Raw genomic sequence first — 20,513 nt, 5'->3', positions numbered from 1 at the left:
GTATCAGTGCTCGGTACGAGTGGCCGAACGGTGAGATGCGGGACACGGAAGGCGCCCCCGTTCCGGCGCCTAGGTGGTCGACATGTCGGCTGAACGCGCCGCCGCGATGAACGCTTCGATCAGCCTGACATCCTTGGTTCCGCGGCTGGATTCGACCCCGGATGAGACGTCCACCCCTGCAGGGCGAAGCGTGCCCACCAGGTGGGCGACATTCCCCGGGTTCAGCCCCCCGGCCAGGATCCAGGTTCCGGCAGGGGGCGCTGCGACGAGCTCCGAGGCATCAAAAGTGACGCCGGCACCGGGCTCGACTGCGTCAAGCAGGATCCGCCCGGATTCCCAGCGCTTTCGTTCCGCATCGTCCAGCCCGCGGTAGCCGTCGATGGAGAAGGCACGCAGCGTAGCAAACCCCTGCGCCTGCAGGGCCTCGAGATCCGCGTACGGTTCATTGCCGTGCAATTGGACGCTGCCCACACCTGCTCGGCGGGCGACGTCAATGACTTCCTCGACCGGCTGGTTGCGAAAGACACCGACGGTCTCGACGTGCTCCGGCACCTCGGCCACGAGGCACTTCACGAGTTCCGGCTCGACGGTGCGCGGACTGCCGGGCGCAAAAACGAATCCCACCGCGTTGGCGCCGGCGGCAACCGCCGCAGCGACAGTCTCCGGTGTGCGAAGTCCACAGATCTTGACGTACAGCTCGTGATTCACTCGGTTCTTCCACGTCGGCTCGGTGATTGCTTTCCCCTCCATGCTACTTCTCCACGCGAATGCTGAGCATCACTGCCCGCAGCAGGCGGTAATCCCGGCTCTGCATGATCTTCCGGGCATCCGCGAGGCTCACGTGGTCGTCGTGGAACCCCAGCTCCTCGGCCAGGTCGTCGGAGCTTGTCATCTGGCTGCCGAAGCCCTCCTTCGGCCGGAAGAAGCTCAGCGCCGGGTTCCCGTCCCGAGCCTTGGAGGCTGCCGCGTCGTTGAGCATCAGCAGCACCTTTTCTTCCCGGGCCTTGCCTGGGGTGTCAAGGACGAAGTGCTCGAAGAGTACCTCGGCAGGGGCGAGGAAGCCCGCCTTCACGGGGGTGGACTCCAGCACGGTGCGTTTGTAGGTGCTCATGTCCCCGTCGGTGTCCGTGGCCGAGTCGGCACGGAACTCGGCGATCTCATTGCCGTCGGCGTTCTCGATGTCCCACTTGGTGAATGGGTCCGCCAGCGGCTTGGCCGTGGCGTTGCAGTTGGAGCAGTCGTCCTCCTCGATGTTCCAGTCGGGAGGGTACTTGAAGCTCAGGCCCTGGGTGGCGAAGGTCTTCCAGTGCTTCGTATCGATCTCGCCGGCGGGTTTCGGGGAAGGGATTGCCGGCGATTTGCCGCCCTCCCCCGCCGCGGGCCGCTCGGAGGGTTCCTGCGGGGGGCCGAAGGGAGTCGAGTCGATGGTGCTGGATTCATCCGCTGCCCAGGGCGCGGGGTTCGCACAACCGGACAAGAGGACCATGCCAAGCAGAGAGACGATGCCCAACACCCGGGGCATTGCCATCGGTTTGCCGGGTGCGGTGGCGTCGGCGAAATTACTCATCGGTTGTCTCCTGGGCGCGAGTGCCAAATCGGACATCGATACCTTCCCCACTGTTCCCCATCCCGCGCACACTTGCCAAGGCTCGAGGGGGTCAGGTTCCGGTGCGCGCAATCCGCGCCGCACCGGCACCTGGCCGCTTTTCCTGACTGTCCAAACCCATGCGTCAGTCCAGCAGCAGCGCGGGCTCCTGCATGATCGAGGCGACATCTGCCATGAAGCGCGCCGACAGGTCGCCGTCGACCACGCGGTGGTCGAAGGAGCCGCCGAGGGTGGTGATCCAGCGCGGGACCACGGCTCCGTCGACAACCCACGGCTTCTGCCGGATGGTGCCGAAGGCAACGATCGCCACTTCGCCGGGGTTGATGATCGGGGTCCCGGTGTCGATCCCGAGCACGCCGATGTTGGTCACCGTCAGCGTGCCGCCGGTCATGTCCGCCGGGGAGGTCTTGCCCGCCCGGGCGGTTTCGGCCAGGTCGTTGAGCGCAATGGCCAGCTCGCGCATGGACAAATCCTGCGCTTCCTTGACGTTCGGAACCAGCAGGCCGCGCGGGGTTGCGGCGGCGATGCCGAGATTCATGAAGTGCTTGACCTGGATCTCCGCGCCGTTCTCAGTCTCGACCCAGGAGGCGTTGACCGAGGGGTTGCGTGCCGCGGCCCAGATGACGGCCTTGGCCAGCACCAGCAGCGGGGAGACCTTGATGCCCTCGAAATCGCGGCTCTTTTTCAGCCGGGCCACGTATTCCATGGTGCGCGAGGCATCCACGTCCACGAAGATCGACACGTGCGGGGCGGTGAAGGCGGATTCGACCATGGCCTTGGCGGTGGCCTTGCGAATGCCGCGCACCGGGGTGCGGATGATCCGCTCGTCGAGCTCCACGCCCTTGGTCGACCAGAACATCGGCGCCGCGTCGCGTTCGACCTCGCGCTGGGCCTTGTAGGAGAGCACGTCGTCACGGGTGATTTCACCCTGGCCGCCGGTTCCGGTGACCTGGGCCAAATCAACGCCGAGTTCCTTGGCGACCTTGCGCACCGGCGGCTTGGCCAGGACGCGGTCGACAAATGCCGCCACGGCCGGCTTGGCCGCGGCCGTCAGGCGCGTCGAGGCGTGGCCGAGTTCCGCGGCGCGGCGGGAAATGGTGTCGGCAAGAGCCGCAGGGATCACCGGGGCGCTTCCGTGCGCACCTGCCGCCTTGGCTGGCCGGGTCGGCGCCGGGCGGTTGGTGCGGGCGCGGCGCTTGACCGCATCGGCCTTGGGGCCCGAGCCGACCAGGGGGCCCGGCTCCTCGCTGGCGACCGGGGTGTCGGCCTCGGCGATGTCGGCCACCTCGGGCACATTGGTCAGCGGTGCGGGTCGGGAGCCGACCTCGTCCACGGAAAAGAGCGGGGAACCCACGGCCAGGGTTTCGCCCTCGGCCGCATGCAGTTCCTTGACCACTCCGGCGTAGGGGCTGGGCAGCTCGACCAGGGACTTGGCGGTCTCGATTTCCACGAAGACCTGGTTGACGACCACGGTGTCCCCGGGTTTGACTTTCCAACCGACGATTTCGGCCTCGGTGAGGCCTTCGCCGACATCGGGAAGGTTGAAGGTGCTCATCGTCTGACTCCTTTAAGAAACAATGCTGCAGCGGTGCGGTGGCGCGTGCGCACCACTGAATTAGTAGGCGAAGGACCGATCGAGTGCTTCGAGGACCTTGTCGATGTCGGGCAGGTATTGTTCCTCGACCTTGGCCACCGGGTAGGGCATGTGGAATCCGCCGACGCGGATGATCGGTGCTTCCAGCGAGAGGAAGGCGCGCTCGGCCACGCGGGCGGCGATTTCCCCGCCGATGCCGCCGAAGGTCGGCGCCTCGTGGGTCACGATGAGCCGTCCGGTCTTTTCCACCGATTCGGTGATGGTGTCAAAATCGATCGGTGAGACCGAGCGCAGGTCGATGACCTCGATCGAGCGGCCATCCTCGCGGGCGGCTTCGGCCGCGGCCAGGGCGACGGGCACCAGCGGGCCGTAGGTGACGATGGTGGCGTCCGCGCCGGGCCGGATGACCTGGGCCTTGAAGGCGTCGGCTGCCGGGTTTTCGGTGTCGACCTCGCCCTTGAGCCAGTAGCGGCGCTTGGGTTCGAAGAAGATCACCGGGTCCTGGCATGCGGCGGCCTGCTGGATCATCCAGTAGGCGTCGTGCGCGTTGGACGGGGCCATGATGCGCAACCCGGCAGTGTGGGCAAAGAGCGCCTCCGGGGATTCGGAGTGGTGCTCGATGGAGCCGATGCCGCCGCCGTAGGGAATGCGGATGACCACCGGCGCCCCGAAGCGGCCCTCGGAGCGGGCACGCATCTTGGCCAGCTGGGTGGTGATCTGGTTGAACGCGGGGAAGACGAAGCCGTCGAACTGGATCTCGGCGATCGGCGAGTAGCCGCGGATGGCCATGCCTATGGACGTGCCGATGATTCCTGCCTCGCCTAGCGGGGAGTCGATCACGCGGTCAGGGCCGTAGGTGTCGATCAGCCCGTCGGTGACGCGGTAGACCCCACCCAGGCGTCCGATGTCCTCGCCGATGAGCAGGGACTTGGGGTTGTTGGCCAGGACCGCGTCGAGCCCGGCGGTGATGGCCTTGGCCAGGGTCATCGTGGTGGTGCTCATCGGGTGGCCCCTTCCTCGGTGGTGTCGGCGAATCCGGCCTCGTATTCCAGGTGCCATTTCAGCTCTTCCTGGATCAGGGGGTGCGCCTCGGCGTAGACGTTGGCGAAGGACTGGGCGAGTGACGGATCAGGGAATGCCATGGCTTCCTCGCGGACCCGGGTGGCCATTTCGTTTCCGTCGACGACCACCTGCTTGAAGAACACGTCGTCGGCCAGGTTGTTGTCCTTCAGGTGCTTTTCCAGACGCAGCAGCGGGTCGCGTGAGACCCAGGCTTCCTCGTCGGCGCTCATCCGGTATTTGGTCGGATCATCGGCCGTGGTGTGTGCGCTCATGCGGTAGGTGATGGCCTCGATCAAGACCGGGCCCTCGCCACGGCGGGCACGTTCCAGGGCCCAACGGGTCACGGCCAGGACGGCAAGCACGTCATTGCCGTCCACGCGGATCCCGGGGAACCCATACCCGGCGGCACGCTCGGCCAGGGGCACCTTGGACTGCACGTGGAACGGGACGGAGATGGCCCACTGGTTGTTCTGGCAGAAGAAGACCACCGGCGAATTGAAGCTGGCGGCGAAGACCATGGATTCGTGGACCTCGCCCTCACTGGAGGATCCGTCCCCGAAGTAGGCGACGACCGCGGTGCCGTCCTTCTCAAGGCGTTCGGCGTCCCAGCCGGCCTGGTCGCGCTGCACACCCATGGCGTACCCGGTGGCATGCGGCATCTGGGCCGCGAGCACCATGGTGTACATGTGGAAGTTGTTTTCCCTCGGGTCCCACCCGCCATTGGAGATGCCGCGGAAGATCCGCAGCATCTGCGGGAAATCGACATCGCGGGTCAGTGCGACACCATGTTCGCGGTAGGTCGGGAAAATGTAGTCGTTGGGCCGGGTGGCCCGACCCGAACCGATCTGCGCCGCTTCCTGCCCGCGCAGCGGAACCCACAAGGCCAGCTGGCCCTGGCGCTGCAGCGCGGTGGCCTCCTGGTCAAAACGGCGAGTGAGCGCCATGTCGCGGTAGAAACCACGCAACATTTCCGCGTCGACGTCCTGGATGTAGTTGTCGTACTCGGCGTGCGAGCGACGTTCCCCCTCGGGGGTAAGTAGCTGGATCAGCGCCTGCTCCGAGGGCTCGTGCACGGTGTTGGTCATACCGAGGGCGTCCTTACGTACATGAAATATGCCCCGAACGGAATAGATTCCGCATGGGGCATATAGCGGGTTTGTCTGTTCTAGCCTAACGGTGGAAAGCCGCAAATCACGACTTACCCACCCCTAGGAAAGCGTCGAGCCTTTTGGATAGTTCCGACAAAGCTCGAGGAAGCGCGTGTTGGCCTCGACCTCGCCGATACTCACCCGCACGCCCTCGCCGGCGAACCCGCGAACGGCCAAGGCCTGCTCCGAGGCAAGCTCAACGAATTCAGCAGTATTGGCACCCAAGGGCAGCCACACGAAGTTGCCCTCGGCGGCCGGAATCTTCCATCCGAGCTCCTGGAGCCCGGCCACCACGCGGGTACGTTCGTCGACGATCTTTTGTACCCTTTCCACAACCTTGCCGTAGTGGGCCAGCGAGGCCACGGCCGCATCCTCGGCCACGGATGACACAGCGAACATCGTGGCGGCAACCCGGATGTTGTTGGTGACTTCCGGGTGCGAGACCGAGTACCCCACGCGGAGATTTGCCAGCCCATGCGCCTTGGAGAAGGTCCGAAGCACCATGACGTTCGGGTGGTTGCGGTAGGTCTCCATTCCGTTCACGGCCTCGGGATCGCGTACGAATTCCTGGTAGGCCTCGTCAAGGACGATCAGCACGTTGGAGGGAACCTTGGCAATGAAGGCTTCGACCTCGTCCCGCCGCAGCGAAGGACCAGTGGGGTTGTTCGGCGTGCACAGCAGGATCACCGACGTGCGTTCGTTCACCGCCGCGGCCATGGCGTCCAGGTCGTGGCGCCCGTCTTTCAACAACGGAACCTGCACCGGCAGGGCACCTGCGGTTTCAACCACGATCGGGTAGGCCTCGAAGGAGCGCCAAGCAAAAATGACTTCGTCCTGGACGCCGTCGTCGTCCTGGCCGGCAAAGGTCGCCAGGATCTGGGTCAGGGCGCCAAGCGAACCGGCACCCGTGACAATGTCTTCGGACGGGACCGAAAGGAATTCGGCAAGCGCGTTGCGCAGCTTGGTCGACAGCGGATCGGGGTAGCGATTGATATCGAGCTGGGCCCGAATCGCGTCCATGACCTCCGGGATCGGGGGCAACGGGGTTTCGTTCGAAGAAAGCTTGTAGGCATTCAGGCCCGGGATCTCCCGAGGCGGCTTGCCTGCAACATACTTCGGCATCCGACCAATGACTGTGCGGGGCTGGACCGGATCGAGGGGCGCTGGGTTTTCGGTGGTCATGTCCCAAAGCTTAGCCGTTGCCATGCCGGCTGGCCCCATGCGTTTCACTGCCTTTCTCTCTCCGGGAAACCGCCGGTGCACGACGCCCGAACACAGAAAGGTGTGCCAGTATGGGTCCATGATTGCGTTCATCCTCCGGGTGGTGATCAACGCGCTGGCCCTTGCCGCCGCCGCGTGGATCCTTCCCGGCATCACTGTCACTGCCGCTCCAGCCTCGGATGCAACCCTTGGCCTTGTCCTGGCCTACCTGGTGGTGGGCCTGGTCTTCGGGCTGGTCAACGCCGTGGTCCGGCCAATCGTGAGCCTGCTGTCGATGCCCATCACCTGCCTGACCCTGGGCTTGTTCACCTTGGTCATCAATGCGGCCATGCTCATGCTGACCTCGTGGTTGACCCAGTACCTGCCCTTTGGGCTGCACGTCGACAAATTCTTCTGGGACGCCATCATCGGTGCCCTAGTCATTTCCCTCATCTCCGCCGTGATGGGTTGGATCGCACCAAAAAAGCAGCGCTAGTACCGCCCGGAATACCGGCTCGCCGCCGCTCTCCCCCGCATTAGTGCGACGGGGCGATCCTTTTCAGTCGTTCCTGTTTCCCATCCTTCGCGGGCACCTTCGTCTTGGGCTTGGGCTGGCGAGCCAATTGGAACGACCTGACCCGCCCCTGTCTGGACTGGCCAAAAAGGGTGCCCAGCAGACCCAGCGATTCAACGGCTCCCGGATCCTTGGTGCCTCGCAGCTCCTTGGCGTGCGAGTCGTAGTTCTCGAGCTTGTGGGCCTCGCCGAATCCATCATTGCCCAGCTCGAGTGTTCCGTCTGGACCGTCGAAGACCACCGTCAGCCGGTTGCGCTCATCGGGGTTCCGGCTACCGTCGGTGCCCGGCACAATGTCGTTCTTGTCTTCCAGATGCAGTGCAGGGGTGTCCTTCGGGACCGGGATCCTCCCCGTCGGAGACCCGAATGTCGAAAGATGCGGGAATACGAAGAGTTCGTTGAGGTGTTCGTCGTTGACGATGTTCGCTGCGTGGATCCCTCCCTGGCTGTATCCGGTCACCACCACGCGGTCCCCGTTGCGCGCCCCGGACTGCCTCAGGGCTTCCTCAACGGAGGGGATGAGGTTCTTCGATTCGTTGCCCATCCCCTCGACAATGCCCACCCCATCCCAGGGGTTGCCCAGCTCCCGTCCCGGCCCCGCTCCCTCGATCCGGCGGATATTCCCTTCCCTGTCCTCGGGCGGACCGGACTGCGTCCCGGGAATCGTCAGCACGTAGACCGGGCCTTGAGGGCCCTCGATCCGGGTGACCAGAAGGCTTCCCGGAGGTTCGCGCTCGGCCAGCTTCTGCAGGTCCACCAAGGATTCGATCGATCCGTCAAACTCCACGTCCCGGTCCGGGGCGTGCCCGACCACCTCGATCGGCGTCAGATCAACGAGGTTTTGTCCGCGCAGGAAATCGGTGAGCTGCGGATACAGCCGGTCGGGATAAGGCGCTTGGAACAGCCCGCCGTGCTCCCTGTCACGCAGAAATCCCAGGGGAAACCCCATGAACCCGGGCAAATCGTTGATGAGGTCCTCGGTGGTTTGGGTGCGTGGCCTCCCCTTGTTGCTGGCCAGATCCCACATCAAGGTCAGCGGCAGCTGGTCGCCTCGTGCATTGTTCATTTCGCGCTGCGCCTGAGCCTCGGCCTGTTCATAGCGGGTGCGTGCGGTGGCCACGTTCAGGGCCATCATTCCGGCTTCCGCCGCACGCAGGGCACACAATGCCGTGATCTCGCCAATGTCGGCCTCCACGCCGGCCACCCGCTGGCGCAGCCGCACGGTGCCGCGTGCCACCAGCGCGGCAGGGATGTTCGGGGAGCGCGCAAGGAAAGAGGCTCCCTCCATCAAGTCCTCCTTGGCGCCGCCGAGCATGGAGGTGGTGCGCTCAAGTTCGGTGATGGAGTACCGGATCGATCCGGGTCCCCCACGGACCTCGTATCCCATGGCGGCCCCAGTTCGGCTAGAGTCCGCCGAGCAGCCCGCGCGGCGGGCCCCCGGGCAGCATGAGGGAACCCATCGTGCCCATGGTGGAGAGGATCACTGCCTCAAGCTCGGCCAGGTCGGCGCGGGCAGCCCAGATTTCCCCGCGAGCCTCCTCCAACCTGGTATCGAGCTCCGCGACCTTGCCGGCAAGTTCCGCAGCCCGGTCGCGGAACGCCCTGCCGGCCGGGGATTCCCATTGCAGGTTCTGCACCTGTTCAAGTTGTCCACGGGCCCGATACACCGCAGACTGGGCGGCAACCACCCGCATGAGCATTTCATCGGCAATTGCTTCCAACATGGTCTTTTTCACCACACCCTTTCCGTGCCCGCAACGGTTTCCCGGAGCCGTTGTCCTGAATCCCAGAGTGACAGCGGCCGGGTCCCGGCCGCATTCAGGAGGAGACGCCGTGTGGATAACCATGAAGTGGGCGACGTCACTCTCTGGGCGTGCCCGGGATGAATCGTGAAAGAATGGGCACCATGGCTGATTCCGCGCGCATTTCACTTGCATCCGAACCCCTCGCCCTTGGTGCCCTGGACGGTCGTTACCGTGCCGCCGTGGCCCCGCTGGTCGACCACCTCTCCGAAGCGGCACTGAACCGCGACCGCGTCCACGTGGAAGTCGAATGGCTGATCCACCTGACCGACAACTCCGTGCTGCCGGGCACCTCCCCGCTCACCGAGGCCCAGCGCACCGCGCTGCGCAAGATCGTCACCGATTTCAACGCCGCCTCCGTCACCGAGCTCGCCGAGATCGAAGCCGTCACGGTGCACGACGTGAAGGCAGTGGAGTACTACATCGGCCGCCGCCTGGGGAACATCGGCATCGAGGATCTCACCGCGCTGGTCCACTTCGGCTGCACCTCCGAGGACATCAACAACCTCTCCTACGCCCTGGGCATCAAGGACGCGGTCCTGAACGTCTGGCTGCCCGCCGCCCGCACGTTGGTCGCCCAGATCACCGGCATGGCAGAGGAATCCCGCGACGTGCCGATGCTCTCGCGCACCCACGGACAGCCCGCCACCCCCACCACCCTGGGCAAGGAACTTGCGGTGCTGGCCTGGCGCCTGACCCGCCAGCTGGACCGCATCGAGAAGACCGAGTTCCTAGGCAAAATCAACGGCGCCACCGGCACCTACGCCGCCCACTACGCCTCGGTCCCCTCCGCCGACTGGCAGGAAGTCTCGCGCGCCTTCGTCGAGGGCCTGGGATTGAGCTGGAACCCGCTGACCACGCAGATCGAGTCGCACGACTGGCAGGCAGAGCTGTACGCCGACGTGGCACGCTTCAACCGGATCCTGCACAACCTGTGCACCGACGTGTGGAGCTACATCTCCATCGGCTACTTCGCGCAGATCCCCGTCGCGGGCGCCACCGGCTCCTCGACCATGCCGCACAAGGTCAACCCGATCCGCTTCGAAAACGCCGAGGCAAACCTGGAAATCTCCAACGGCCTGCTCGACACCCTGGGTGCCACCCTGGTGACCAGCCGCTGGCAGCGAGACCTCACCGACTCCTCCTCGCAGCGCAACATCGGCACCGCCTTCGGCCACTCGCTGCTGGCCATCTCCAACGTCGCCAAGGGCCTTGACCGCCTGGACGTTGCCGAGGCCGTGTTGGCCAACGACCTGGACCACAACTGGGAGGTGCTCGGCGAGGCCATCCAGATGGTCATGCGTGCCGAGGCCATCGCCGGTGTCGAAGGCATGGAAAACCCGTACGAGCGCCTCAAGGACCTGACCCGCGGACAGCGCGTCGACGCGGCCCGCATGCAGGAGTTCGTCTCCTCCTTGGGCCTCTCGGCCGAGGCCGAGGCACGCCTGCTGGCATTGACCCCGGGCAGCTACAACGGCATCGCCTCGAAGCTGGTCGACCACCTCAAGAAGTAGCCCGCACAAGTGTTGGCGGGGTGCCGCATGGCACCCCAAGGCCGGTGGCCTGCCCGGATCCAAACGGATCCCGGCAGGCCGCCGGCCTTTAACGCGGGATCCGGCGGGTGTGCCGGACGGCGCGGGTGCGCATGTTTCGGGCAGGTTACCGTTTTCCCCCTCCCCGGGCCGCCATGGTGATCTACATGTTCGCTTCCCGCAACAACAAGTGCGGCCAAGTGAAACCTCTCCCCGGGATGCTTAAGGCATCAACCACCAGGTAAGAGGGGACGATCAGCCTTGAGCGCACAGCTAGAGCAGGAACAATATCGCGCCGGTACGACGACGCAGCCGGTCCGTCTCGAGATGGGTCCGGGACGCTGGGTACAGAACTGGGATGCGGAGAACCCGGTGTTCTGGGAAGGCATCGGTCGGGACACCGCCCGGACGAACCTTTACTGGTCGATCTTCGCCGAATTCCTCGGCTTCGTGGTCTGGCAGCTGTTTGCCGTCGTCGCCGTGTACCTGCCGGCCGCCGGATTCGACCTGAACAACAACCAGCTCTTCTGGCTGATCTCGATGCCCAGCCTGGTCGGTGCCACGCTCCGGATCCCCTACACCTTCATGGTCGCGCGCTTCGGCGGCCGCAACTGGACGATCGTCTCGGCGCTGCTGCTGCTGATACCCGCCGGCGGCCTGGCCTTGGCGGTTTCCAACCCCGCCACCCCCTTCTGGGTGCTGCTGACCCTTGCCGGCCTGGCCGGATTCGGCGGCGGCAACTTCGCCTCCTCGATGGCCAACATCACCTACTTCTTCCCTGCCTCGCAGAAGGGCTGGGCACTTGGCCTGAACGCCGCCGGCGGCAACCTGGGTGCCGCAGTGGCCCAGCTGATGGTGCCCATCGCCATCACCGTCTTCGCCGCAGGATCCCTGCAGCTGCCGCTGGCCGGGCTGATCTGGATCCCGCTGATCCTGCTGGCAGCCTGGGGCGCCAAGCGCAACATGCACAACCTCAGCAACGCCCGCTCGGATGTCCGCGGCGCACTGGCCTGCCTGAAGGAACCGCACCTGTGGATCATCGCCACCCTGTACATCGGCACCTTCGGTTCGTTCATCGGATTCTCCGCGGTCTTCCCCAAGCTCATCCGCGATACCTTCCCCGACTACTCCTCCTTCACGCTGGGCACCGCAGCACTATCCCTGGCGTTCCTCGGCCCGCTGGTCGGATCCCTCGCCCGACCCGCCGGCGGCAAGCTCGCCGACAAGCACGGCGGAGCCCGCATCACCCTCACCGCCTTGGGCGTCATGGGCCTGGTGACCCTGGCCGTGGTCATGATCCTTCCGGCGGCAAACTTCTGGGTCTTCCTGGCCCTGTTCCTCATCCTCTTTGCCGCCAGCGGCATCGGCAATGGTTCGACCTACCGGATGATCCCCATTGTCTTCGCCCTGCGCGCCGAAAACGGCGACGGCAACGTCTCTGCGGCACGCAAGGGCGCAGCGGCCCTCGGGCTGATCTCGGCCATCGGCGCCTACGGCGGATTCCTGATCCCGCAGGCCCTGGGGCTCTCGTTGTCCAAGAGCGGCTCCTACAGCTCGGCCTTTGTCCTCTTCGTGGCGTTCTACGCGGCCCTGATGTTCCTGGTCTGGTTCTGCTACATCCGCCGCGGCACCGCCTTTGCCGGGCGGAGCATCTAAATGACACTCACCGCCGTTGATCCCAGGACCACGCCCACGCACTGCCCCTACTGCGCCCTGCAATGCGGCATCAGCCTGGACCCCAGCCCGGGTGCAGCGGCCAGGGAACCGGTGCTGCTCAGCGGGCGCAACTTCGAGACCAACGGCGGTGCCCTGTGCCGCAAGGGATACAGCGCGGCCAACCTGCTCAACCACCCCGAGCGGATCAGCTCCCCGCTGCGCCGCCGGGAAGACGGCGGCTTCGACCCGGTGAGCTGGGACGAGGCCCTCGATGAGCTGGCGCAGCGTGCGGCATCGATCCGCAAGGAGCACGGCGCCGATGCGGTGGCAGTCTTCGGCGCCGGCGGCCTGACCAACGAGAAGGCCTACCAGCTGGGCAAGTTCGCCCGCCTGGCCCTGGGCACCTCACGCATCGACTACAACGGTCGCTTTTGCATGTCATCGGCGGCTGCAGCCGGCAACCGGGCCTTCGGCCTGGACCGGGGCCTGCCCTTCCCGCTGGCGGATCTGGATACCGCCTCGATGATCCTGATGCTGGGATCCAACGTGGCGGAAACCATGCCTCCGTTTGTGCGGCACCTGGAAAGCGCCCGCGCCTGCGGAGGGCTCATCGTGGTTGACCCCCGGCGCTCCCCCACCGCCGGGTTGTGCAGCGACGGCTCGGGCTGGCACCTGCAGCCCACCCCCGGCACCGATCTCGAGTTGCTGCTGGGTCTGGCGCATGTACTGCTGGCCGAGAACCTGGTTGACGATCACTACCTCGCCACGCGCACCAACGGCCTGGCCGCGCTGCGCGCCTCGGTGGGCGCATGGTGGCCGGAACGGGTCGCGACAATTACCGGCGTGCCCGCCACCGAGATCAGGCGCACCGCCCGTTCCCTCGCTGCGGCCGCCACCGCCGCACAGTCGGAGAACGGCGGTGGCGTCTACATCCTGACCGGCCGCGGGGTCGAACAGCACGCCAACGGCACCGACACCACCACCGCTGCCATCAACATCGCCCTGCTGCTCGGGCTGCCCGGAACCCTTGGCGGCGGCTTCGGCACCATCACCGGGCAGGGCAACGGCCAGGGCGGGCGCGAGCACGGGCAGAAGTCCGACCAGCTGCCCGGCTACCGCAAGATTACCGATCCCGCCCACCGGGCCCACGTGGCCAAGGTGTGGGGCGTGGACCCCGAAATCATTCCCGGCCCCGGCATCCCCGCCACCGAGCTTCTGCACACCCTGGGCACGGAGTCAGGGTCGCGCATGCTGATGGTGCACGGGTCCAACCCGGCGCTCTCCTCCCCCGATGCCTCCAAGGTCATCGCCGGGTTGCGTCGCCTGGACTTCCTGGTGGTCTGCGACTTCTTCCTCTCCGAGACCGCCGCCGAGGCGGATCTGGTGCTTCCGGTGCTGCAGTGGGCCGAGGAGGAAGGCACCATGACCAACCTGGAGGGCCGGGTGCTGCGCCGGCGGAAAGCCCTGGCGGCACCGGAGGGGGCGCGCGGCGAATTGTGGATCATGTCCGAGCTTGCCAAGCGGCTTCAGGCCCCCGGCACGTTTTCCCCCGACGCGCGCGAGGTGTTTGAGGAGCTGCGCCTGGCCTCCGCCGGCGGGCTTGCGGACTACTCGGGTGTCGATTGGGACGACCTTGATGCAGGGGCCGCCATCTATTGGCCTTGCTCCACCGAGCACGCCGTCTCGCGTGTTCCGGGGCAGCGCTCGGGAACGCCCCGACTCTTCCTGGACGGATTCGCCCACCCCGATGCCCGGGCGCGGCTGATCCCCGTGTTCGCTGTCGCCTCCGGCGAGGCACTGCACACCGAGGGGCAGTTGGCGCTGGTCACCGGCAGGTTGCTGGAGCACTACCAATCCGGGACGCAAACCCGGCGGGTCGCCGAGCTTGCGGGTGCGGCCCCCGAGGCACGCCTGGAAATCCACCCCGGCACGGCTCGCGCCCACGCCATTTCCGAGGGCCAACGCGTCGCGGTGCGCAACGGGCGCGGAGAAGTGGTTGCCCGGGCCACCCTGACCACCGCGGTACGCCTGGACACCGTGTTCCTGCCCTTCCACTTTGCCGGCGACCAGAACGCCAACCTGCTCACCGGCTCCCGGGTGGACCCGATCAGCGCCATGCCCGAATTCAAGAACGCACCGGTGTCCCTGCACCCCTTGGGAGATGAATCATGAGTGAGACCATCTGCGAACGCATTCTCATCATCGGCTTCGGCCCGGTGGCAGCCTCACTGATCGAGGGCCTGCTTCCGGGACTCGCCGCTGGCCTGTTCGGCCTCGACGTCGTTTCCGCCGAGGAACACGCCGCCTACAACCGCGTGCTGCTGGCCGAGGTGGCCAGCGGCGCGACCTCCCCGGAGCACCTGGCCATGATCGACCCGCTGCGCCTGGCGGCGGCCGGCGTCGGGCTGCACCTCGGGGAATCCGTCACGCGGGTGGACCGCTCGCGGCGCCAGGTGCGTCTGGGTTCGGGCCGCGTGCTGGGCTACGACAGGTTGGTGTTCGCCACCGGCGCCCGCCCGGTGGTCCCGACCCTCAACGGATTGGACTTCGCCCCGCATGCCGAGGCCAACCTGCCCGCCGGGGTCATGGCGCTGCGCACCCTTGAGGATGCAGCCGCGCTGAACCGGGTGCTGGAATCCGGTGGCCGGGTGTTGGTGCTCGGCGGCGGCATCCTGGGCATCGAGGCCGCCCTGGCCATGGCCGAGGCCGGGCACCGCCCCGTGCTGGTGCACCACGGCTCCGCCCCTCTGGGCCGTTCCGTGGACTCGGATGGCGGGATGCTGCTGGCAAGATCCCTGCGCGCTGCGGGCGTCGAGGTCGTTTCCGGGGTCAGGGCCACCGCCGTGCGGCGGGATGCCAACGGGTTCACGGCGCTGGCGACCGAGGACCACGGGGAGATCACCGGGGATGCGTTGCTGCTCTCCTGCGGCGTGCGGGCACGCACCGAACTGGCTGCGGGCTGCGGGCTGAAGGTGGGCCGCGGCATCCAGACCAACGAGCATCTGGTGGCCGACACCGAGAACCGGGTCTTCGCGCTGGGTGACTGCGCCGAGGTGGCGGGTGCGGTACCCGCAGGGTTGTTGGCCCCGGGCTGGGCGCAGGCCGCCTGGTTGGCCGACTTCCTGCTGACGCACCGGGCTCCGGCCCCGGACGCGGCGAGCGGGCCGATGGATATCCAGACCGCCGCCCCGCGCCATGAGACCTCCAACGTGTTGATGCTCAAGGGCCAGGGGCTGGAACTGGTCGTAGCGGGAAACGTGATGGCCGGCCCGTGGGACGAGGGCCAGGCGCGGGTGAGCGTGTTTGCCGATCCGAAGGCGGGCCAATACCTGAAGCTCGTCACCGAGCAGGACGTCCTGACCGGATTCCTGGCGATCGGGTTGCCGCGCACCGGCGCCGAATTGGTGCTGGCCTTTGAGCGGGGCAGCACGCTGCCCCGGGACCGTTCCACGCTGTTGCGGCTCGATGACCCGGGCATGCCCGAGTCACTCGTTGCTGCCGGTGCCGATGACCAATTGTGCCGCTGCACCGGTGCCACGCATGGCCAGGTGGCCCATGCCGTGGAGGAAGGTTGCAGCACCGTTGCCGAGGTCGGTGCGGCCTGCCGGGCAGGCACCGGCTGCGGCGGGTGCCGCGAGAAGATCGAGGCAATGCTCAGGGTTTCAGTCCCGGCCTAGGCGTGGCCAAGCGGGCGGATGGCCGCTGCGCAGCCCCAACGTCCGTCCGATCGCGGTCAGCGCCGCCAAGGGTGCGCTGAGCATGCGGTGTTGTGCCTCGGTCGCGAAATCGAATTCCTCGCGATAGGCGTCCAGCAGCACCGCCATCCGCAAGGGGTTGCGGGGAAGTCCCGCGGCGTTGGCCTTGCCTTCGGCCGCCAGCAGGCAGAACATCGCAAAGAACTCCTCGATGTGCAGGGCGGGGCTCAGACGCACGATCGCGTGGGAGAGTTCCCCGGCGTTGCCCCACCGGTGCGCGGTCCCCGGCGGTATGACCCCTTCGTCCCCCGGCCCCAGCACGGTTCGAGCGTTCCCCTTCACCAGTGCAAGGCTCCCGGAGACCGTGGTGACGCGCTCTTCCTGGTTTGGATGGCGGTGGGCGGCGGCGACCCGCGCGCCCGGTGCCAGATACAGGTCGAACTCGCAGTATTCCCCACCCGTTGACTCGCGCGTCGCACGCCAGACGAAACGCTCGCCGGAGCGGGAGTTGACCATCTCATCCCCGATTGCCACCATGGTCAGAGACTAGACCCATTGCCGCCGCCAGGCCATGGCCACAGGGCACTCTCCCGCCGGACCCGGCCGGTGCCAGAGTGCGGCCTTCGATGGGATGGCACGCTCGAATTTGTGCATCCAGTTGCCCTGCAATGGACACGATCTTGCCGTGGAACTCCCCGTACCAAAGTTCAAGTCGACTCCCGGGACAGCAGCACCGAATCCATGACAGTTCACAATCTGCGCCGCTGTACGTTTTGAGACGTTCGAGCGTCAATGTTTCCCCCCAGCCGCCGGGAACCGGTCGCCCGTTCCCGGCACTCTTATTCTTGCCCGATGTCCTGCGTGATCCAGAACTCCGCGCCGGTTGGATCCGTCAGTGCGGCATTGCGCCCAAAGGGCGTGTCCTGCGCGGGCTGGACGACCGAACCGCCCAGGGCCAGGGTCGTTTCGATGGTGGCGTCCGCATTTTCCACCGCGAAATACACATGCCAGCTGGCCGGAGCGCCCTCCGGCAGGAACGAGCTGGCGTCCATGATCCCTGCCTTCGAGTCGTCCCCTGCCCCGAGCGTGGCGTAGCGGAACTCGTCGGTGTCTCCCACCACGGCGGTTTCCCAGCCGAAGACGTCCTCATAGAACTTCACGGTCGGGGCAAAGTCCCGGGTGAAGAGTTCGTGCCAGGCCGGTGCCCCGTTTTCGAATGCCAGTTCGTATCCGGTGTGACCGCCAAACTCCCAGATCCCGACGGCTGCACCTCCGGCGTCACCGAACATCGCCATCTTGCCCTGCTCCGGAACCTCCATCGGCGGCATGTAGACCTGCCCACCGTGCTCGGCTGCTGCCTTCGCCGCCGCCTCGATGTCGTCCACGCGCAGGTACGTGGTCCACACATCCGGGGAACCGGAGGTTCCGTCGTTGTTCATGATCCCGGCAACCATCTTCCCGTCCTTGGACGCGGTGATGTAGCCACCGTATTTTTCCTCATCCCCGGCCTCGTAGGTCCATCCAAAGAGCGTGTTGTAGAACTCCTGGGATTTCTGGGGGTCAGAGGTCAGCAAGTCGATCCAGCAGGGGGATCCAACGGTGAGGTCGGGCTTGGGCATGGTGCCTCCAACTAGTGAATGAGGTGTGTGAACGTGGGTTCAGGCGTGAGTCTATGCCCGTTGACGTGGCACATCAATGGCCCGGAACCCGATACCCTGCAGTAGGTCGAGAATTACCCCGATCCATGGGAATCCCCCGCCCAGGGGCTACTGCCGGCAATGGCTCCGGCGGTTGTCTTCGGACCCTTCTTGCACGCAAGAATGAACAAAGTTACGCCAAGGCGTACATTCATCTACGTCATGCCGTACTATGAATTACCCGCTCATTTCACCGATCGACACACCGCACGCATAGGACCTCAATGACGACTCCTCACCGCACCCGCGCCTCCACCTCCACCTGGCGCCGCCGCTTGTCGGCCACCCTCGCCTGCATCGCGTTGGCCGCGACGCTCGCCGCGTGCGATTCCCCCGGTGCCGTCTCCGGCCAGGGTCCCTCCGACCGCCCGGTCGTGCTGACCACCTTCACGGTGCTGGCCGACATTGCCCAAAACGTTGCGGGCGACAAGATCACCGTCGAATCGATTACCAAGGCCGGCGCAGAGATCCACGGCTATGAACCCACGCCCCAGGACATCGCCAAGGCCTCACGGGCACAACTTATCCTGGACAACGGACTGCACCTCGAGGCCTGGTTCGAACAGTTCATCGCCGAACTAGACGTACCCCACGTGGTGGTCAGCGACGGCATCGACGTCATGGATATCACCGAGGACGCCAATGCCGGATTACCCAATCCACACGCCTGGATGAGCCCGGTGAACGTGCAGCACTACGTGAAAAACATCCGGGACGCCTTCGTCAAGCTTGACCCGGAAAACAGCGAGTACTACACCGAAAATGCCCGCGCCTACACCGCCGAGCTCGAAGCGCTGGAACAGAACTTGATTGAGGGACTCTCCGGGCTCAAAGAAAACGAACGTGCCCTGGTGTCCTGCGAGGGCGCCTTCTCTTACCTGGCTCGCGACGCAGGCCTGGAGGAAAAATACATCTGGGCGGTCAACGCCGAGCAGCAGGCCACCCCGCGGCAGATCGCCTCGGTGATCGAGTTCGTCAAGGAAAACCAGGTCCCTGCAGTCTTCTGCGAATCAACTGTGTCCGATGCTCCGATGCAGCAAGTGGTACAGAGCTCCGGGGCCGCATTCGGTGGGACATTGTTTGTCGACTCACTCTCCGAGGCCGATGGCCCGGTACCCACGTACCTGGAGATGATCCGGCACGACAGCGACGTGATCCTCGAGGCCTTGACCGGGGAAAAGCAGTGAGCACCCCTGCAGTCACCGTCACGGACCTCACCGTGCGCTACGGCGACGTACTGGCCCTCCAATCAGCTTCCCTCGAGTTGAACAACTCGCGCATCTGCGGGCTGGTGGGCATGAACGGCTCAGGCAAGTCGACCCTCTTCAAGGCCATCATGGGCCTGGTCAAGCCCGACTCCGGGACGGTGAGCATCAACGGCGGCACCCCGGCGCAGGCCCGCAAGTCGGCAGCCATCGGCTACGTGCCGCAAAGCGAGGACGTCGACTGGGCGTTCCCGGTCTCGGTCCACGACGTGGTCATGATGGGCCGCTACGGGCACATGGGATTCACCCGCCGCCCTTCCAAGGCCGACAAGCTGGCGGTGGACGAGGCGCTGGAACGCGTGGAACTCACCGACTACGCACACCGACAGATCGGGCAGCTCTCAGGGGGCCAGAAGAAGCGGGCCTTCGTGGCGCGCGGCATCGCGCAGAACGCCACGATCCTGCTGCTCGACGAGCCGTTCGCGGGCGTCGACAAGAGATCCGAGGCCACGATCACCCGGCTGCTGCGCGAGCAGGCACGGGCCGGGGCCGCGATCCTCATCTCGACCCACGACCTTCATGCCCTGCCGGACCTGGCCGACGAGGCAGTGCTGCTGATGCAGAAGGTGCTCATGCACGGGGACCCGAAGACGGTCCTGCGCCCAGAAAACCTTGCCCTGGCCTTCGGCCTTGACGTCCTGGGAAGGGGCACCGACGCATGAACCCGATCGACCTGATTCTCGAGCCCCTCGGCTACGGATTCATGATCAACGCCCTGGCCACCGCGGTGACCGCCGCGGCAGTCTGCGCGGTGCTCTCCTGCTGGCTGGTGCTCATCGGCTGGTCGCTGATGGGAGATGCCGTCTCCCACGCGGTGCTCCCGGGCGTCGTGCTGGCCTACGTGTTCTCGGTGCCCTTCGCCATCGGCGCCCTGCTCTTCGGCTTCCTGGCCGTGGCGCTGATCGGGGCGGTGCGCGACACCAGCCGCATCAAGGAGGACGCGGCCATCGGCATCGTCTTCTCCACGCTCTTTGCCCTGGGACTGGTGCTGATCTCCGTCACCCCCTCGCAGACCGACCTGGGCCACATCATCTTCGGTAACCTGTTGGGCGTCTCGAAGGCCGAGCTGTTCCAGATCGTGCTGCTTGGCGTGCTGGCCCTCGGCGCCCTGCTGCTCAAGCGCCGGGACTTCACGCTCTTTGCCTTTGACGCCACCCACGCGCATGCCATCGGCCTGAACCCGCGACTGCTGGGTGCCGCACTGCTGGGCCTGCTGGCACTGACCTCCGTGGTGGCCCTGCAGGCGGTGGGCGTCATCCTGGTGGTGGCCATGCTGATCATTCCCGGCGCCACCGCGCACCTGCTCACCGATCGCTTCGGGCGCATGTTGGTCATCGCCCCGGCGGTGTCGGTGGGCTGCGCCGTCATCGGGCTGTACGTGAGCTACTACCTGGACACCGCCTCCGGCGGCATGATCGTGCTGACCCAGGGAGCCGTGTTCGCGCTGGTCTACCTCTTCAGCCCCACCCAGGGTCTGCTGGGACGCCGGATCGCCAGGTCGGCGCGCCGCCTGCGCGCCTCCCGCGGGACCCGGTTGCCCGACGTGGCCGGCACCCGGCGCTAGGTGCTTGTCCCGGTCCCGGCCAGATCCCCCTGACGCCGGGGAAAATACAGGTGATGGCCGGGGTGGGGGGGAGGCTAGGGGGGGACACGGTTGTGGGGGGGGGGGGGGGGGCGCGTGG

General features: G+C 66.2%; 18 protein-coding genes. 8 read left to right on the top strand and 10 right to left on the bottom strand.

The features are described from left to right. Positions 1–69: 69 nt before the first annotated feature. The 6 genes from ACLQ7E_RS03235 to ACLQ7E_RS03210 form a co-directional block, all read right to left on the bottom strand. Complete coding sequence (locus ACLQ7E_RS03235) at positions 70–750, bottom strand: phosphoribosylanthranilate isomerase (RefSeq protein WP_411731113.1); 681 nt, start codon at positions 748–750, stop codon at positions 70–72. A gap of 1 nt (position 751) precedes the next feature. Then, on the bottom strand, positions 752–1,567 hold the full coding sequence (locus tag ACLQ7E_RS03230) for a hypothetical protein (RefSeq protein ID WP_411731112.1): 816 nt from the start codon (positions 1,565–1,567) through the stop codon (positions 752–754). A gap of 163 nt (positions 1,568–1,730) precedes the next feature. Next, entirely contained in the window at positions 1,731–3,161 is a 1,431-nt protein-coding gene (locus tag ACLQ7E_RS03225) for a dihydrolipoamide acetyltransferase family protein (protein WP_411731111.1), read from the bottom strand. 60 nt (positions 3,162–3,221) lie between these two features. Continuing rightward, on the bottom strand, positions 3,222–4,202 hold the full coding sequence (locus ACLQ7E_RS03220) for an alpha-ketoacid dehydrogenase subunit beta (RefSeq protein ID WP_411731110.1): 981 nt from the start codon (positions 4,200–4,202) through the stop codon (positions 3,222–3,224). Continuing rightward, positions 4,199–5,347 (bottom strand): pyruvate dehydrogenase (acetyl-transferring) E1 component subunit alpha, encoded by a 1,149-nt coding sequence (gene pdhA, locus ACLQ7E_RS03215; RefSeq protein ID WP_411731109.1) that lies wholly within the window; start codon positions 5,345–5,347, stop codon positions 4,199–4,201. The genes ACLQ7E_RS03220 and pdhA overlap by 4 nt, the downstream gene beginning before the upstream one ends. A 123-nt stretch (positions 5,348–5,470) precedes the next feature. After that, positions 5,471–6,592, bottom strand: a complete 1,122-nt coding sequence (locus tag ACLQ7E_RS03210) for a histidinol-phosphate transaminase (RefSeq protein WP_411731108.1) — start codon at positions 6,590–6,592, stop codon at positions 5,471–5,473. A gap of 118 nt (positions 6,593–6,710) precedes the next feature. On the opposite strand from ACLQ7E_RS03210, the gene ACLQ7E_RS03205 reads away from it, so the two are divergent. Continuing rightward, positions 6,711–7,106 (top strand): phage holin family protein, encoded by a 396-nt coding sequence (locus tag ACLQ7E_RS03205; RefSeq protein WP_411731107.1) that lies wholly within the window; start codon positions 6,711–6,713, stop codon positions 7,104–7,106. Positions 7,107–7,146: 40 nt separating this feature from the next. On the opposite strand, the gene ACLQ7E_RS03200 is transcribed toward ACLQ7E_RS03205, so the two are convergent. Then, positions 7,147–8,571 (bottom strand): hypothetical protein, encoded by a 1,425-nt coding sequence (locus tag ACLQ7E_RS03200; RefSeq protein ID WP_411731106.1) that lies wholly within the window; start codon positions 8,569–8,571, stop codon positions 7,147–7,149. Between the two features lie 16 nt (positions 8,572–8,587). Further along, positions 8,588–8,908: a hypothetical protein gene (locus tag ACLQ7E_RS03195; protein ID WP_411731105.1), complete on the bottom strand. Its 321-nt coding sequence runs from the start codon at positions 8,906–8,908 to the stop codon at positions 8,588–8,590. Positions 8,909–9,090: 182 nt separating this feature from the next. Here ACLQ7E_RS03195 and purB point away from each other — a divergent pair, with 182 nt between their 5' ends. The 4 genes from purB (at position 9,091) to ACLQ7E_RS03175 (ending at position 15,851) form a co-directional block, all read left to right on the top strand. After that, positions 9,091–10,500 carry an adenylosuccinate lyase gene (gene purB / locus ACLQ7E_RS03190; RefSeq protein ID WP_411731104.1) on the top strand — a complete coding sequence of 470 codons (1,410 nt, stop codon included), beginning with the start codon at positions 9,091–9,093 and terminating at the stop codon, positions 10,498–10,500. 279 nt (positions 10,501–10,779) lie between these two features. Then, entirely contained in the window at positions 10,780–12,174 is a 1,395-nt protein-coding gene (locus tag ACLQ7E_RS03185; RefSeq protein ID WP_411731103.1) for an MFS transporter, read from the top strand. Next, a complete protein-coding gene (locus ACLQ7E_RS03180) occupies positions 12,175–14,346 on the top strand; it encodes a molybdopterin oxidoreductase family protein (protein WP_411731102.1) in 2,172 nt (723 codons plus the stop codon). Beyond that, the gene (locus ACLQ7E_RS03175; protein ID WP_411731101.1) at positions 14,343–15,851 is read left to right on the top strand and encodes an FAD-dependent oxidoreductase; all 1,509 of its coding nucleotides are present in this window, start codon (positions 14,343–14,345) and stop codon (positions 15,849–15,851) included. Before ACLQ7E_RS03180 ends, ACLQ7E_RS03175 begins: the two co-directional genes overlap by 4 nt. Here ACLQ7E_RS03175 and ACLQ7E_RS03170 read toward each other — a convergent pair. Together ACLQ7E_RS03170 and ACLQ7E_RS03165 are read right to left on the bottom strand one after the other, a co-directional pair. Continuing rightward, a complete protein-coding gene (locus ACLQ7E_RS03170; RefSeq protein ID WP_411731100.1) occupies positions 15,837–16,406 on the bottom strand; it encodes a cupin domain-containing protein in 570 nt (189 codons plus the stop codon). The genes ACLQ7E_RS03175 and ACLQ7E_RS03170 overlap by 15 nt on opposite strands. Positions 16,407–16,708: 302 nt before the next feature. After that, the gene (locus tag ACLQ7E_RS03165; RefSeq protein ID WP_411731099.1) at positions 16,709–17,488 is read right to left on the bottom strand and encodes a VOC family protein; all 780 of its coding nucleotides are present in this window, start codon (positions 17,486–17,488) and stop codon (positions 16,709–16,711) included. 302 nt (positions 17,489–17,790) lie between these two features. Between ACLQ7E_RS03165 and ACLQ7E_RS03160 the strand changes: the two genes are divergently transcribed. The 3 genes from ACLQ7E_RS03160 to ACLQ7E_RS03150 are packed head-to-tail and all read left to right on the top strand — an operon-like array spanning position 17,791 to position 20,395. Next, complete coding sequence (locus tag ACLQ7E_RS03160; RefSeq protein WP_411731098.1) at positions 17,791–18,753, top strand: metal ABC transporter substrate-binding protein; 963 nt, start codon at positions 17,791–17,793, stop codon at positions 18,751–18,753. Further along, the gene (locus ACLQ7E_RS03155) at positions 18,750–19,493 is read left to right on the top strand and encodes a metal ABC transporter ATP-binding protein (RefSeq protein WP_411731097.1); all 744 of its coding nucleotides are present in this window, start codon (positions 18,750–18,752) and stop codon (positions 19,491–19,493) included. Before ACLQ7E_RS03160 ends, ACLQ7E_RS03155 begins: the two co-directional genes overlap by 4 nt. Continuing rightward, positions 19,490–20,395, top strand: coding sequence for a metal ABC transporter permease (locus ACLQ7E_RS03150; protein WP_411731096.1), 906 nt, complete (start codon positions 19,490–19,492; stop codon positions 20,393–20,395). Before ACLQ7E_RS03155 ends, ACLQ7E_RS03150 begins: the two co-directional genes overlap by 4 nt. Positions 20,396–20,513 lie beyond the last annotated feature (118 nt).

This window comes from Paeniglutamicibacter sp., assembly GCF_046714615.1.
GTDB lineage: Bacteria > Actinomycetota > Actinomycetes > Actinomycetales > Micrococcaceae > Paeniglutamicibacter.
Note: the sequence above shows the minus strand (reverse complement) of the source record. Positions and strands in the feature narration are given on the sequence as shown.